This is a genomic window from Ideonella sp. sgz306126 (genome assembly GCF_056032705.1).
This window is the reverse complement of the sequence record NZ_JBVYWP010000004.1, coordinates 336,731-350,221: the sequence shown is the minus strand read 5'-3', so window position 1 is coordinate 350,221 and position 13,491 is coordinate 336,731. Positions and strand designations below refer to the sequence as shown.

The following is a 13,491-nucleotide window of genomic DNA, read 5'->3' as shown; positions in this document are numbered from 1 at the left end:
GCATTCGATGAACTCTTCTTCAGGCCGTTCGCGTCCGCTGCTACGTTCCCTGCTCGGCCTGTCGATCGGTGCTGCCCTGGCGTTCGGCGGTGCCGCGGCCGTCGCCGCACCCGATGCTGTAGCAAGTCCTGCCTCTGCGGCGGCTTCGAGCGCCGCCACGGTCCCTTCCGACGCGATCATGCACGTGCTGGCTGATCGCGGCTTGCTGCCGGCGGCCACCGCGGCGAATCCGGCGGGTACCACCCTGCTGTCCCAGGTTCGCGACACGGCCTCCGATCTGGTGCTGTCGGCGATGAACTTCATCGGCGTGCGTTACCGGCTGGGCGGCACGTCCGAGGAAACAGGCTTCGATTGCTCCGGCTTCACTCGCCACATCTTCGAGAACAGCATCGGCTTGGTATTGCCGCGCCGAGCCTCCGAACAGGCCAATGCACCGGGCCTGCTGCGCATCAGCAGAGATGAATTGAAGCCCGGTGATCTGGTGTTCTTCAATACCTTGAGGCGCACGTTCTCCCATGTCGGCATCTATATCGGTGACGGCAAATTCATCCATGCCCCCCGCACCGGCGAGTCGGTGCGTGTCGAGGACATGCGCATCGCCTACTGGACGCGGCGCTTCACCGGTGCGCGGCGCGCGCCCCAAGTCGGCGAGACCGACGACTCAAATCCCTGACGACCCCGGGTCGTACCCGGGAATCCGACCCGTCGGCGGTCGATGCGATGGACAATGTCCGCATGGGTGAACGAGTCATCGCACTGAACGATCTGCGCGACCGGGCCGATGTGCCCCGAGTGCCCGCGGATGCCCCTGCCCCGCAGGGTTTCCTGGCCGATGCGCTGGGCCGACCCTTGCGCGACCTCCGCATTTCGGTGACCGATCGATGCAACTTTCGCTGCAGCTACTGCATGCCGAAGGAAGTCTTCGATCGCAACCATCCGTTCCTGCCGCACAGCGCCTTGCTGAGCTTCGAGGAGATCACGCGATTGGCGAGCCTCTTCGTCGGTCACGGCGTCGTCAAACTGAGGCTGACCGGCGGAGAGCCGCTGCTGCGCAAGGGCCTGGAGGCTTTGATCGGGATGCTGTCCGAGCTGCGCACGCCGGAGGGGCGGCCGTTGGACATCACGCTGACCACCAACGGCTCCTTGCTCGAACGCAAGGCTGCGGCGTTGAAGCAGGCCGGGCTGCGGCGTCTGACGGTGAGCCTGGATGCGCTGGACGATGACATCTTTCAGCGCATGAACGATGTCGGGTTTCCAGTGGCCGACGTGCTGCGTGGCATCGACGCCGCCGTGGCGGCGGGTTTCGAACCGATCAAGGTCAACATGGTGGTCAAACGCGGCACCAATGATCACCAGATCGTGCCCATGGCGCAGCATTTTCGCGATCGTTACGGCGAGCGTGCCGTGCTGCGCTTCATTGAATTCATGGACGTGGGTGCGACCAACGGCTGGCGCATGGATGACGTGGTGCCTTCCCGCGAGGTACAGGCTCGCTTGCATTCGATCTGGCCGTTGCAGCCGCTTGACCCCAGCGCGATCGGTGAGACGGCCCAGCGTTGGCGCTACGCCGATGGGCGTGGCGAGGTCGGCTTCATTTCCAGCGTCACCCAGGCCTTTTGTGGCGATTGCAACCGCGCACGCCTGTCGACGGAAGGCAAGCTCTTTCTGTGCCTGTTTGCCTCACGGGGGCATGATCTGCGCGCGCTGCTCAGAGCAGGCGCCAGCGACCGGGACATGTCGGCTGCGCTCGGCCTGCTGTGGCAACAACGACAGGACCGCTACTCGCAGCTTCGGAGTTCGGGCGCACCGCTGCCCGAACAAGGCGAGCGGCGCGTGGAAATGCACTACATCGGCGGGTAAGGCAGGGTCAGCGCCCGCCCTGCACCGACGCCACGCCGCGGTTGGCCAAGGCATCGGCGCGCTCGTTTCCCGGGTCTCCGGAATGCCCTTTGACCCAGTGCCAGGTCACCCGGTGCTGCTGTACCAGGCCGTCCAGCCGCTGCCACAGTTCCACATTCTTGACGGGCTTGCCATCGGCCGTCCGCCAGCCGCGCCGCTTCCAGTTGTGTATCCAGGTCGTGATGCCGTTGCGAACGTATTCGCTGTCGGTGTACACGGCCACCGCACAGGGTCGTGTCAAGGTGGACAGCGACTCGATCACCGCCGTCAATTCCATCCGGTTGTTGGTGGTCTGCAGTTCGCCGCCCCACAGTTCTTTCTCGTGCGCGCCGGAACTCAGCCAGGCGCCCCAGCCGCCCGGCCCCGGATTGCCCTTGCAGGCCCCATCGGAATAAATCGTCACTTCGTTCATGCCGACATTGTGCCGGCTCGGAACCGGTCAACCCGGAGCGTGTCGATGGGCCACCGCCGCGGGCGCCGGCATGGTCTGGCTGTGGTGTTGGCGAGCCCGGCCCACGAGATGCATGCCGCGTACGCGCTTGACCGCCTGGACGCAGTAGGCGGCCCCGAACACCGGCCACCAGCGCTCCCCGACCGGCTCCAGCCACGCGGTTCGCTCCAGCCAACGCTCGCCCCGGAACGGCGGCCGGTAGCAGCCGAACCGGGCTTGCTCGACTTCGAATCCGAGCAGGCGCAACCAGTCGCGCAGACGCCAATAGCCGATGAATTCGCCGGTCCGCGGCAGAAACAACGGCAGCGTGCCACGGCTCATGCCCTGCCGTACCCGTCCGACGCGTTGGCGCAATGCCCACAGGCTCGCTGGGTTGAGGCCCGAGATCACCACGCGCCCCTCCGGTCGCAGCACCCGCGCTGCTTCGGCCAGCGCCAAGTGGGCGTCGCTGGCCAGTTCCAGGGTGTGCGGCATCACGACCAGATCCAGCGAGCGATCCTCGAAAGGCAAGGCCTCCGGTTGGCACTGCAGCGCGAGCGCCGTGGACGCGTTTGCCGACGCATCCACGGGGATGGATCGTGCCACTTGAACCGACGTCACCGGCCCGTCGGCTGCGATCCAACGGTAGGGCATGCGATTACCTCTCAGCCCGTCCACCTCAGGCAAACCGAGTTGCAGCGCGTGGAAACCGAACAGGTCGGTCACCGCGCGATCCAGAGACGCCTGCTCCCATTGCCGCAGACAGCGGCCGGCAGGGCTATCCAGCCAAGCCCCCAACTCTATAATGGCATCTTCACGCGTCATGAATCTGGTTGCACTGCCCGCCTTCTCCGACAACTACATCTGGATGCTGCACGATGGCCGAGAGGCCTTGGTGGTCGATCCGGGGGATGCTGCGCCGGTGCGTGATGCGCTGCAGACGCTGGGCCTGTCCCTGACGGGCATTCTAGTGACCCACCACCACCCCGATCACGTGGGCGGCTTGGACGATTTGCGCGAGTTGTTGTCCGGGCCGGTGTTCGGGCCGGCTCGCGAGGCGATTCCGCAGCCGACGACGCCGCTGCGTGGTGGTGACCGAGCCGCGTGGAACGGCCTGCTTTTCGAGATCCTTGATGTGCCCGGTCATACGTCCGGGCACATTGCCTTTTACGTTGCGGCACCCGACGGTCAAGCGCCTTTGCTATTCTGCGGCGACACCTTGTTCTCCGGCGGCTGCGGTCGATTGTTCGAAGGCACGGCGGACCAGATGTACCGCTCGCTGCGTGCACTCGGTGGCTTGCCGGGGGCGACGCGCGTGTGCTGCGCCCATGAATACACACTGTCCAACCTTCGCTTCGCGCGATCGGTGGACCCCGACAACCCTGACCTGCACCGCTACGCCCTTGCTTGTGCTGCGCGGCGTGAACGAGGCGAGCCGACGCTACCGTCCACGCTGGCCATCGAGCTTCAGATCAACCCGTTTCTTCGATGCGACCAGCCCGCGCTGATCGCCGCCGCGCAAGTGCACGGCGCCTCGGGGAACGACCCTGTCCAGGTGTTTTCCCACCTGCGCGAATGGAAGAACCAGTTCCGATGATGATGACTCCTCGACCATGGCGGCTGTCCTTGATGCTGGTCTGCGTGGCCGCCCTGAGTGCGTGCGCCGTCAACCCGCTGCACGGCCCGGCCGCCGTCGCGGGAACCGCACCGGCCATTGCGACCGCCACCGGTCAAACACTGCGCATGGACACCTCGACCGATGTCGCATCGCAGTCGGTGCCGCCCGCGCCAGCCCAGTCCGCCAGTCAGGCCGAGGCGGACGCTGGCGCTGACGTGTCGGAAGCAGCTGCCGGCCCTCCCTCCGACCCCCTCAATCCCAACCACCCGGTGGACCTGTACGACGACGCGGCGTCGCAGGATCTCTGGGCCCGGGTGCGGCGCGGCTTCGCCATCCCCGACCTTGACGATGACTACGTTCACCGCCAGGAGCAGTATTACGCCAGCCGTCCCGATTACGTCGCCCGCATGACGGAACGCGGTGGGCGCTACCTCTACCACATCGTCGAGGAAGTCGAGAAGCGGGGCATGCCCACCGAGTTGGCGCTGCTGCCGTTCATCGAAAGCGCCTACAACCCGCAGGCCATGTCCTCGGCGCGCGCGTCGGGCATGTGGCAATTCGTCCCGGCGACCGGCAAGACCTATGCGCTGAAACAGAACCTGTTCCGCGACGATCGCCGCGACGTGCTGGCGTCCACCCGCGCTGCACTGGACTACCTCGGCCGTCTGCATGACATGTTCGGCGACTGGCAGCTGGCGCTGGCAGCCTACAACTGGGGTGAAGGCAATGTCCAGCGCGCCATCGCCCGCAACCAGCGGGCCGGTCTGCCGACCGATTTCTCCAGCCTGCGCATGCCGGACGAGACGCGCAACTACGTTCCCAAGTTGCAGGCGGTGAAGAACATCGTGCTCCATCCGGAGAACTACAGCCTGACCTTGCCCGATCTGAAGAACCACCCTTATTTCCTGGCGGTGCCGATCGAGCGGGACATCGACGTCGCGCTGGCGGCTGAACTGGCCGGCATGTCGATCGACGAATTCAAGCAGCTGAATCCACAGATGAACAAACCGGTCATCCTGGCTGCGGGAACCGAGCAAATCCTGCTGCCCTATGACAACGCCAACCAGTTTTTGAAGAACCTCAAGGGCCACCGGGGCCAGTTGGCGACCTGGACGGCCTGGGTCGCCCCGAAGACGTTGCGGCCTCGCGATGCCGCCCGCCAGGTGGGCATGAGCGAAACCGAACTGCGGCAGATCAACCGCATTCCGCCGAAGATGCTGGTCAAGGCCGGATCGACGCTGCTGGTGCCGCGCACGGCATCGCGCACCGCGGACGTGTCGGAACACCTGGCGGACAACGCCATGCTGGCGCTGGCGCCCGACCTGCCGCCGATGCGGCGCATCACCCTGCGTGCCGGCAAGCATGGCAGTTCGGTCGCCGCCATCGCGCGGCGCTACCGCACCTCGGCCAACCAGGTCGCCCAATGGAACCATATGGGCGCCAGCGGCAGTTTCCGGCCTGGCGCGACGATCGTCGTGATGGTGCCGGCCGCGCGTGCGGCACCGACCCGGCTGGCATCGGCGTCGAAGAGCCGGGGGGCGCCACATGCCAAGGCGACGCGCCGCGGCAGCACGCGCCGCGTGGTGGCCAGCAAGAATTCGCGGGTGATTCGCGTCGCGCAGCGCTGAGCGGGCGCACTCAGCGGCGGGCGCCGACCCGCCTCATCGGCGATCGACCAGCGCGTGGGCGATCGTCGAGAGATCGACGTATTCGAGTTCGCTGCCTGCCGGCACGCCACGCGCCAGCCGCGTGACCCGCTTGCCGCGCGCTTTCAGTGCATCGGCCAGCACGTGGGCCGTGGCCTCGCCCTCGGCAGTGAAGCTCGTGGCCAGGATCACCTCCTCGACCCCGTTCTCCAGGGCGCGCTCCATCAAGGCCATCGCATCCAGATCCGCCGGCCCGACACCGTCGAGCGGGCTGATGCGGCCCATCAGCACGTAGTACAAGCCCTGGTAGCTGCCGGTGCGCTCCAGCGCGGACTGATCGGCCGGCGTCTCCACCACGCACAGCAGGCGCGCGTCGCGGGCCTCGTCGGCGCAGATCGCGCAAAGATCCGATTCGGTGAAGGTGTGGCAACGGCGGCAGTGATGGATCGACTGCACCGCCGTGTCCAGTGCCAGCGCCAGCCGGGTCGCACCGGCACGATCGTGCTGCAGCAGGTGAAAAGCCATGCGCTGGGCCGACTTCACGCCCACGCCGGGCAACAGCCGCAAAGCCTCGACCAGTGCATCGAGTGCCGAGATCTCGCTGGAGCGGCGGGTCACGAACGGCGCGATCAGAACGGCATCTTCATGCCGGGCGGCAGCGGCATGCCCGCGGTCAGCTTGCCCATCTTTTCCTGACTCACCGCCTCGGCACGGCGCACCGCGTCATTGAAGGCTGCCGCCACCAGATCCTCCAGCATGTCCTTGTCGTCGGCGAGCAGGCTGGGGTCGATGGTGACGCGTTTGACGTCGTTCTTGCAGGTCATCACGACCTTGACCAGTCCGGCGCCGGACTGGCCCTCCACCTCCACCAGCGCCAGTTCTTCCTGTGCCTTGCGCAGGTTGTCCTGCATCGCCTGGGCCTGCTTCATCAGGCCGGCGAGTTGACCCTTCATCATGGGGAATCCTTTCTTGACGTGGAAAATGAGGTTCTCGCGCCGCCCACACCGGGTGGCGATCAGACCGGTTTGATCGAGCCTGGCACGATGCGGGCGCTGCTGAACCGCGCGAGCAGGCTTTGCACCAGCGGGTCCGCGCGCACGGCCTGCTCGGCGGCCTGCTGCCGCAAGGCCTGCCGCTCTGCCTCGCGCAGGGCCGGAGAATCCCGGGCCACGCCGGGGATCAGGTCCAGCCGCAGGCGCGCCAGGCCGGTGGCGGCTCTCAGCGGCTCCAGCAGCTTTTCGGCGAGCGCCGGCGTGCGCAGGCTGTCGCGCGCCACCGTCAATCGCCAGACCTCGTCGGCGCCCGATGGTGACACCTCGGTCAGTTCGGACTGGAAGGCCAGCTCCCGCACCATGGCGGTGATCTGTCCTGCCGCAGCCAGGCTGCCCACCACCTCGGCCCAGCGATCGCCCAAGGCCGTGCGTTGCAGCACCGGCGACGGCGACAAGGGCGCAGGCGGCACCGGCGTGGGATCGGAACGTATCGGGGTGGGCACGGCCTCAAGGGCGGACGGCGGCCCGCTGGTCGTCGACACAGCGCCCTGCCCCGTTCGTGCGCGCGGCTGCGCCGGCGCGAGGCCTTCGGCCCCATCGAAGGGCGGACCTTCGTCCAGCCAGGGCGGCGGTTCGTCCGCCGCAGGCGGCTGCGGCGGGGTCAGCGGGCGGCCTCGGGACGGCGCAGCGTCGACCGGGGTCGCGAGAGCCCCACCGTTCTCCCGCTGTGGCACCGGCACCGCCGCGCGCGCCGTCGCTTCAGCGCGCAGCGGCGCGGCCATGATCGGCGCCGCAACGGCAGCCTGCACCGCGGCTGCGCCGTCAGCGCGGCCGCCCGTCGCATCGGTCGGGCGCGCGGCGTCTCCGCCAGTGGCCGGAAACGCCATGAAGCGCAGCAGCACCATCACCAGGCCGGCGTATTCGTCCGGGGCCAGGCTCAGTTCAGCCCGGCCTTGCAGGCAGATGCTGTAGAGCAACTGCGTCTCGTCGGCCGCGAGCGTGCCCGCCAAATGTTGTGCGACCGGCGTGTCCGGATCGGCGGCATCGAGTGCGCCAGGCACCGCCTGCTCGACGGCCATCTGTTGCAGCAGCCGGGCCACTTCCTCCAGCGTGCCCGCCGCGGACAATCCCTGGCGCCGCAAGCCCTCGCATTCGTCGAGCACCGCGCGCCCGTCGCGTCCCGCCAGCGCCTCGACCAGGCGCTGCGCGTGAGCCCGGTCCACCGAGCCCAGCATCGCCTTGACGGCGGACTCTTCCAGCCGCCCGCCGCCATAGGCGATCGCCTGGTCGGTCAGCGACAGCGCATCGCGCATCGAGCCGCGGGCCGCGCGCGACAACAGGCGCAGCGCGCCCGGCTCGGCCGGGACCTGTTCCGCCGCCAGCACCTGCGACAGATGGTCGGCCACGGTCTGCGGCGCCATCGGGCGCAGATTGAACTGGAGACAGCGGCTCAGCACCGTCGGCAACATCTTCTCGGGATCGGTGGTGGCCAGCACGAACTTCAGGTAGTCCGGCGGCTCTTCCAGCGTCTTCAGCAAGGCGTTGAACGCGTCCTTGGTGAGTTGGTGGGCCTCGTCGATCATGAACACCTTGAATCGCCCGACCGTCGGCTTGTAGGCCGCGCGTTCGATCAGTTCGCGGATTTCATCGATGCTGCGGTTGGACGCGGCATCCATCTCGGTGTAGTCGATGTAACGGTCGGCATCGATCTCGCGGCACGCGCTGCAGACGCCGCAAGGCCGCGCGGTGATGCCGCCCGTGCCGTCGGGCCCGGTGCAGTTCAGGCTCTTGGCCAGGATGCGCGAAACCGTGGTCTTGCCGATGCCGCGGGTGCCGGTGAACAGGTAGGCGTGATGCAGACGTTGCTGCTCGAGCGCATGCGTCAGCGCCCTGACCACGTGATCCTGGCCAACCATGTCCTCGAAACTGCGGGGCCGGTATTTGCGGGCCAGAACGACGTAGCTCATGGGCATTGATTCTACGGGTCAGGCCCTCTCCCTAGCTCGGAGCTTCGATCCCCCTTGCCTCTGGGGGTGGGGCCCGGCGCCCACCCGGCGCAGCATAGGGTCTTTCGACGATGGTGCGCTCGCTGGCGCGCCAACACCTCACCGGAGACGCTCATGACCACCGTCCAGACCCGCTACGTCACCTGGATTTCTCGCGGACGCCGTCACCACGGCAGCAGTTCGCTCGACTTGGTGCCGCCGCTGAGCAGCACCGCCGCGGATCCCGGCGTCTACCAGGCCCTTGCGTCGCCCCAGTACCCTTACACCGATGCCCAGGGCAAGCCGCAGACCGCGTGGTTCGCGTTCTGGTCGGTGACCGGGGGCGCCAACGGCCCGTTCGTGACCACCCAGAACAGCGTCAACGTGCCTGTCGGCGATGACCCGGTCAATGCGATCGCCTGGTATGTCCCGCTGGGCGATGGCAACGGCCAGCCGGGCACCCTGATCGACGCCTTCGACGTCAACCTCGGCAACTTCGTCGACGACGATTTCGTCTCGGTCGCGCCGGACGCGGGCCTGGGCGCCGCCGCCAACGAAGACGGCTGGGTGCCGTCAGCGGCGCTGGAGCACATCCAGGCCTTTGCCAGCATCCACGCGACGCCCTTGCTGAACTGGCAGGTCGTGCTGCAGGCGCCGCCTGGGGCCGACACCGTGGTCGCGGCCGACCTGCAAGCGGCCGCCCAGAGCCAGGGCGTCGCCTTTGCGTTCTACCAGCGGCCCGCCGGCCCGTCGCGATGGGTCGACCCGCACCGCTATGAGATCGGCACCTGGGTCAGCTGGGGCGTGATGGTCGACGGCGGCGGCCCGACCGGCCACGGTCCGGTGGACCCCTGGGGTCCGCTGGTGCGCGAGTTCGCCGGCGCCATGGCGCTGGCCGAGGCGGCTCGCAAGGGCGGCGTCGAGACCCGGGCCGCCAGCCTGGACATCGCCGCCAAGCAGCTGGAAATCACGGCCGCCAAGCTCGGTGAGGCGATGCGCAAGGACGCCAAGCTGCGCGTCAAGCGCTGACGCCGCGATGGCCTGCGTGCAACAGGGCACGCGGGCCGTCGGCACCGGGCCGGGGGGGCAGCGGCTGCGGGATAATCCGGCACATGAGTTCCTCTGCCTCCACCCCCAACTCCGCACCGCTCAGCTATGAACAAGCCGGCGTCAATTACGACCTGATCGACCCGCTGAAGGTCGCCGCCCAGCGCGCAGCCGCGGCCACGGCCGGCCACCTCGCGGGCCATGGCTTCAGCGAGATCGCCGCTTCGCGCGGCGAATCGGCCTATGTGGTGGACGTGGGGCCGTTCTACCTGGCCAGCATCGTCGAATGCCTGGGCTCCAAGGCGCTGGTGGCTGACGAGATGAAGGCGCTGACCGGCAAGAGCTATTACGCCGGCATCGCGCAAGACACGATCGCCATGGCGGTCAACGACCTCATCACGGTCGGAGCCACGCCGCTGGTGGTGCAGGCCTACTGGGCCGCCGGTGGCAGCGACTGGTTCGGCGACGCCGAACGCGCCCAGGCGCTGGTGGCCGGGTGGAAGGCCGCCTGCGATGTTTGCGGTGTGGCCTGGGGAGGCGGCGAGACGCCGGCGCTGGCGGGCATCGTCGAGAGCGGGCGCATCGACCTGGCGGCTTCGTGCACCGGCATCGTCAACCCCAAGAGCCGGCTGAGCGTCGGCGATGCGCTGGCACCCGGCGATGCGATCGTGCTGCTGGCGTCGAGCGGCATCCACGCCAACGGCCTGAGCCTGGCGCGCAAGCTCGCGGAGCGCCTGCCCGGCGGCTACCTGACCGAAGTCGCCCCCGGCCTCAGCTACGGCGACGCGCTGTTGGCGCCCACCACGCTCTACAGCCCGATCACCGAAGCCGTGGCCCGCGCCGGCATCAGCGTGCACTACAGCGCCAACATCACCGGCCACGGCTGGCGCAAACTGCTGCGCCACCCGAGCCAGCAGACCTACCGCATCCACAGCGTGCCCGAGGTGCCGCCGGTGCTGCGCTTCATCCAGCAGCACGCCGGCCACGACGACCGTGAGGCGTACTCCACGCTCAACATGGGTGCCGGCTTCGCGCTGTTCGTCAAGGCGCAGGACGCGGCTCAGGTGGTGGCCATCGCCCAGGCCCACGGCGTGCCGGCCTTGGTCGCTGGTCAGGTCGAGGCGGGGCCCAAGCAGGTGCTGATCGAACCGATCGACGTGCGCTTCGGCGACGACGACCTGCAACTGCGCTGAACCCGGCCGACTCCGCGAAACAACGTGGCCCCTCGGGTCGGGGAAACGGGGGCCATCGCTTACAATCCGCCCTGACGGGCCTCCTCGCATGGGAGCACGGCCAACCGGGTCAGGTGGGGAACCAAGCAGCCCTAACTGTTGTGACCAGTGCCGAGGGCAAGGCTCGTCACCCTCTCTTGCCACGCGCCGCCGAGGTCAGGCCTGGGGCCAGTTCGGCGCGCGCTTGTCGATGAAGGCCTGCACCCCCTCCAGCGCGGCCTCGTCCATCATGTTGCAGGCCATGGTCTGGCCCGCGTCCACATAGGCCGCCTCGATGCCGGCCTCCAACTGGCGGTAGAACAGGCTCTTGCCCATCGCGACCGCGGTGCGTGGCTTGGCGACGATCGTGGCCACCAGTGCCTCGACCGCGGCGTCGAGTTCGGCCGGTTCGGCGACGCGGTTCACCAGACCCTTGACCCGGGCCTCATCGGCGCTGATGAACTCGCCGGTCACCAGCATTTCGAAGGCCGCCTTGCGACCCAGGTTGCGGCTCAAGGCCACGGCCGGGGTCGAGCAGAACAAGCCCAGGTTGACGCCGCTGACGGCAAAGCGGGCGGTGCGGGCCGCCACGGCCAGATCGCACATCGCCACCAGCTGGCAGCCTGCCGCCGTGGCGATGCCCTGGACTTTGGCGATCACCGGCACCGGCAGGCGCTGGATCGCCATCATGACTTTTCCGCACTGCGCGAACAGCTTGGCGTAATACGCGGCCGAGGGATCGGCCCGCATCTCGCGCAGGTCATGGCCGGCGCAGAACGCCTTGCCCGCGGCGGCCAGCACGACGACGCGGATCGTCTCGTCCTGCGCAAGCGCATCGAACTCGGCCTGCAGCGCGGTCAGCAGCGACTCGGACAAGGCGTTGAACGCCTGCGGCCGGTTGAGCGTCAGGGTCACGACGCCGCGTGCATCGGTCTCGCGCAGCAGCAAGGGATCGTCGGTGGTCAGCATGGTGGGTTCCTCCGGTCACGGCAGTGCCGATCGGCCCGCCGACTCACTCGAACGCCGCGGCCGAGCGGGCCCGGTCGCGCAGCATGAACTTCTGGATCTTGCCGGTCGAGGTCTTCGGGATCGGCTCGAAGCGGATCTCGCGCGGCACTTTGTAGCTCGCCAGCAGCCCCTTGCAGTGCGCCACCAACTCCTCGGCGCTGACGGTGGCGCCGGGGGCGGTCTCGACGAACGCCACCGGCGTCTCGCCCCACTTCGGATCGGGTCGGGCCACCACGGCGCACGACACCACGGCGGGATGGCGGTACAGCGCGTCTTCCACCTCCAGCGAACTGATGTTCTCGCCGCCCGAGATGATGATGTCCTTGCTGCGGTCCTTGATCTTGACGTAACGGTCGGGCTCGAGCACGGCCAGGTCGCCGGTGTGGAACCAGCCGCCGCGGAAGGCTTCCTCGGTGGCCTTGGGGTTCTTCAGGTAGCCCTTCATCGCGATGTTGCCGCGGAACATGATCTCGCCCATCGTCTGGCCGTCGGCCGGCACCTCGGTCATCGTCTCCGGGTCCATCACGGTCATGCCTTCCTGCAAGGGGTAGCGCACGCCCTGGCGGCCGTTGAGCCGGGTCTGCTCCGACAGGTCCTGGCGGGCCCAGGTCTCGCGCTTGACCGCCACAGCGGCCGGGCCGTAGACCTCGGTCAGGCCGTAGACATGGGTGATGTCGAAACCCAGCCGCGCCATGCCTTCGATCATCGCCGCCGGCGGTGCGGCCCCGGCCACCATGCCGCGCACGCGCTGGGTGATGCCGTCGCGCAACTCGGGCGGCGCACTGATCAGCAGGTTGTGGACGATGGGAGCGGCGCAGTAATGGTCGACGCCATGCTCGCGCATCGCCTCCAGGATGGCCTTGGCATCGACCTTGCGCAGGCAGACATGGGTGCCGCCCAGCATCGCCACCGTCCAGGGGAAGCACCAGCCGTTGCAGTGGAACATCGGCAGCGTCCACAGGTAGCGCGGGAAGTTCGGCATCGTCCAGGTGGCGGCGTTGCAGACGGCGTTCAGGTAGGCCCCGCGGTGGTGGGTGACCACGCCCTTGGGATCGCCGGTGGTGCCGCTGGTGTAGCTGACGGCGATCGCGTCCCATTCGTCACGCGGCCCGTCCAGCCTGGCCAGCGGCGCATGCGCCGCCAGCAAGGCCTCGTACTCGTGACTGCCGACGCGCTCGGAGCGGCCGGTGAATTCGCTGTCGGTCACGTCGATGACGATCGGCTGACGTCCGTGCTTCTCGCGCAGCAGGCGCAGCGCCTCGTACATCAGCGGGCCGAATTCGCTGTCGGTGATCAGCACGGCCGTTTCGCAGTGGTTCATCTGCCAGGCCAGCAGCGAGGCGTCGAGCCGCGTGTTCAAGGTGTTGAGCACGGCGTTCAGGGCCGGCACCGCGTAATGCGCCTCGACCATCTCGGGGGTGTTGGGCAGCATCACGCTGACCGTGCTGCCACGCGCCACCCCCAGCGCCCGCAGCGCCGCGGCCAGCCGTGCGCTGCGTTCCCGCACCTGGGCCCAGGTGTAGCGCCGCTGGCCGTGGATCACCGCCGGCAGGTCGCCGAAGACCTCGGCACTGCGCTCGACGAAGCTCACGGGCGACAGTGCCACGTGATTGGCCGCAGTGGGCCCCAGATCTTGTTCATAGATGTTGTTCATG

Annotated in this window: 13 protein-coding genes and 1 other RNA gene; 7 read left to right on the top strand and 7 right to left on the bottom strand. The window is 68.2% G+C overall.

Annotated elements, in window-relative coordinates; translation table 11 throughout:
• Positions 1 to 7: 7 nt before the first annotated feature.
• On the top strand, positions 8 to 673 hold the full coding sequence (locus AC0N04_RS14005) for a C40 family peptidase (protein WP_474282675.1): 666 nt from the start codon (positions 8 to 10) through the stop codon (positions 671 to 673).
• 62 nt (positions 674 to 735) lie between these two features.
• The gene (moaA, locus tag AC0N04_RS14000; protein WP_474282673.1) at positions 736 to 1,860 is read left to right on the top strand and encodes a GTP 3',8-cyclase MoaA; all 1,125 of its coding nucleotides are present in this window, start codon (positions 736 to 738) and stop codon (positions 1,858 to 1,860) included.
• Positions 1,861 to 1,867: 7 nt separating this feature from the next.
• Here the strand turns inward: moaA and rnhA are convergent, their stop codons facing one another.
• Positions 1,868 to 2,311 (bottom strand): ribonuclease HI, encoded by a 444-nt coding sequence (gene rnhA / locus AC0N04_RS13995; protein WP_474282671.1) that lies wholly within the window; start codon positions 2,309 to 2,311, stop codon positions 1,868 to 1,870.
• Positions 2,312 to 2,338: 27 nt separating this feature from the next.
• Positions 2,339 to 3,154, bottom strand: coding sequence for a methyltransferase domain-containing protein (locus AC0N04_RS13990; RefSeq protein WP_474282669.1), 816 nt, complete (start codon positions 3,152 to 3,154; stop codon positions 2,339 to 2,341).
• On the opposite strand from AC0N04_RS13990, the gene gloB reads away from it, so the two are divergent.
• Positions 3,153 to 3,926 carry a hydroxyacylglutathione hydrolase gene (gene gloB, locus AC0N04_RS13985; protein ID WP_474282667.1) on the top strand — a complete coding sequence of 258 codons (774 nt, stop codon included), beginning with the start codon at positions 3,153 to 3,155 and terminating at the stop codon, positions 3,924 to 3,926. The two genes, AC0N04_RS13990 and gloB, sit on opposite strands and share 2 nt — an antisense overlap.
• A 146-nt stretch (positions 3,927 to 4,072) precedes the next feature.
• On the top strand, positions 4,073 to 5,575 hold the full coding sequence (locus tag AC0N04_RS13980) for a transglycosylase SLT domain-containing protein (RefSeq protein WP_474282665.1): 1,503 nt from the start codon (positions 4,073 to 4,075) through the stop codon (positions 5,573 to 5,575).
• 33 nt (positions 5,576 to 5,608) lie between these two features.
• On the opposite strand, the gene recR is transcribed toward AC0N04_RS13980, so the two are convergent.
• From recR to dnaX, 3 genes are read right to left on the bottom strand one after another with little or no spacing between them, the layout of a single operon-like run.
• Complete coding sequence (recR, locus tag AC0N04_RS13975) at positions 5,609 to 6,211, bottom strand: recombination mediator RecR (RefSeq protein ID WP_474282663.1); 603 nt, start codon at positions 6,209 to 6,211, stop codon at positions 5,609 to 5,611.
• An 11-nt stretch (positions 6,212 to 6,222) separates the two neighbouring features.
• On the bottom strand, positions 6,223 to 6,549 hold the full coding sequence (locus AC0N04_RS13970) for a YbaB/EbfC family nucleoid-associated protein (protein WP_474282661.1): 327 nt from the start codon (positions 6,547 to 6,549) through the stop codon (positions 6,223 to 6,225).
• 59 nt (positions 6,550 to 6,608) lie between these two features.
• Positions 6,609 to 8,552, bottom strand: coding sequence for a DNA polymerase III subunit gamma/tau (gene dnaX, locus AC0N04_RS13965; RefSeq protein ID WP_474282659.1), 1,944 nt, complete (start codon positions 8,550 to 8,552; stop codon positions 6,609 to 6,611).
• Positions 8,553 to 8,705: 153 nt separating this feature from the next.
• On the opposite strand from dnaX, the gene AC0N04_RS13960 reads away from it, so the two are divergent.
• From AC0N04_RS13960 to ffs, 3 genes are all read left to right on the top strand, one after another.
• Entirely contained in the window at positions 8,706 to 9,599 is an 894-nt protein-coding gene (locus AC0N04_RS13960) for a hypothetical protein (RefSeq protein ID WP_474282657.1), read from the top strand.
• An 83-nt stretch (positions 9,600 to 9,682) separates the two neighbouring features.
• On the top strand, positions 9,683 to 10,810 hold the full coding sequence (locus AC0N04_RS13955; protein WP_474282655.1) for an AIR synthase-related protein: 1,128 nt from the start codon (positions 9,683 to 9,685) through the stop codon (positions 10,808 to 10,810).
• A gap of 73 nt (positions 10,811 to 10,883) precedes the next feature.
• Positions 10,884 to 10,981: signal recognition particle sRNA small type (gene ffs / locus AC0N04_RS13950), an RNA gene on the top strand.
• A gap of 24 nt (positions 10,982 to 11,005) precedes the next feature.
• Here the strand turns inward: ffs and AC0N04_RS13945 are convergent.
• Complete coding sequence (locus AC0N04_RS13945; protein ID WP_474282653.1) at positions 11,006 to 11,797, bottom strand: enoyl-CoA hydratase; 792 nt, start codon at positions 11,795 to 11,797, stop codon at positions 11,006 to 11,008.
• Between the two features lie 43 nt (positions 11,798 to 11,840).
• Complete coding sequence (locus AC0N04_RS13940; protein WP_474282651.1) at positions 11,841 to 13,490, bottom strand: acyl-CoA synthetase; 1,650 nt, start codon at positions 13,488 to 13,490, stop codon at positions 11,841 to 11,843.
• Position 13,491: the final 1 nt, after the last annotated feature.

What these genes read in the sequence shown, in the direction of transcription:
- AC0N04_RS13990 (WP_474282669.1), bottom strand. Translation starts at nt 3,154, where the DNA reads ATGACGCGTGAAGATGCCATTATAGAGTTGGGGGCTTGGCTGGATAGC.
- AC0N04_RS13970 (WP_474282661.1), bottom strand. Translation starts at nt 6,549, where the DNA reads ATGATGAAGGGTCAACTCGCCGGCCTGATGAAGCAGGCCCAGGCGATG.
- AC0N04_RS13960 (WP_474282657.1), top strand. Translation starts at nt 8,706, where the DNA reads ATGACCACCGTCCAGACCCGCTACGTCACCTGGATTTCTCGCGGACGC.
- AC0N04_RS13955 (WP_474282655.1), top strand. Translation starts at nt 9,683, where the DNA reads ATGAGTTCCTCTGCCTCCACCCCCAACTCCGCACCGCTCAGCTATGAA.
- dnaX (WP_474282659.1), bottom strand. Translation starts at nt 8,552, where the DNA reads ATGAGCTACGTCGTTCTGGCCCGCAAATACCGGCCCCGCAGTTTCGAG.
- AC0N04_RS14005 (WP_474282675.1), top strand. Translation starts at nt 8, where the DNA reads ATGAACTCTTCTTCAGGCCGTTCGCGTCCGCTGCTACGTTCCCTGCTC.
- gloB (WP_474282667.1), top strand. Translation starts at nt 3,153, where the DNA reads ATGAATCTGGTTGCACTGCCCGCCTTCTCCGACAACTACATCTGGATG.
- rnhA (WP_474282671.1), bottom strand. Translation starts at nt 2,311, where the DNA reads ATGAACGAAGTGACGATTTATTCCGATGGGGCCTGCAAGGGCAATCCG.
- AC0N04_RS13980 (WP_474282665.1), top strand. Translation starts at nt 4,073, where the DNA reads ATGGACACCTCGACCGATGTCGCATCGCAGTCGGTGCCGCCCGCGCCA.
- moaA (WP_474282673.1), top strand. Translation starts at nt 736, where the DNA reads ATGGGTGAACGAGTCATCGCACTGAACGATCTGCGCGACCGGGCCGAT.
- AC0N04_RS13940 (WP_474282651.1), bottom strand. Translation starts at nt 13,490, where the DNA reads ATGAACAACATCTATGAACAAGATCTGGGGCCCACTGCGGCCAATCAC.
- AC0N04_RS13945 (WP_474282653.1), bottom strand. Translation starts at nt 11,797, where the DNA reads ATGCTGACCACCGACGATCCCTTGCTGCTGCGCGAGACCGATGCACGC.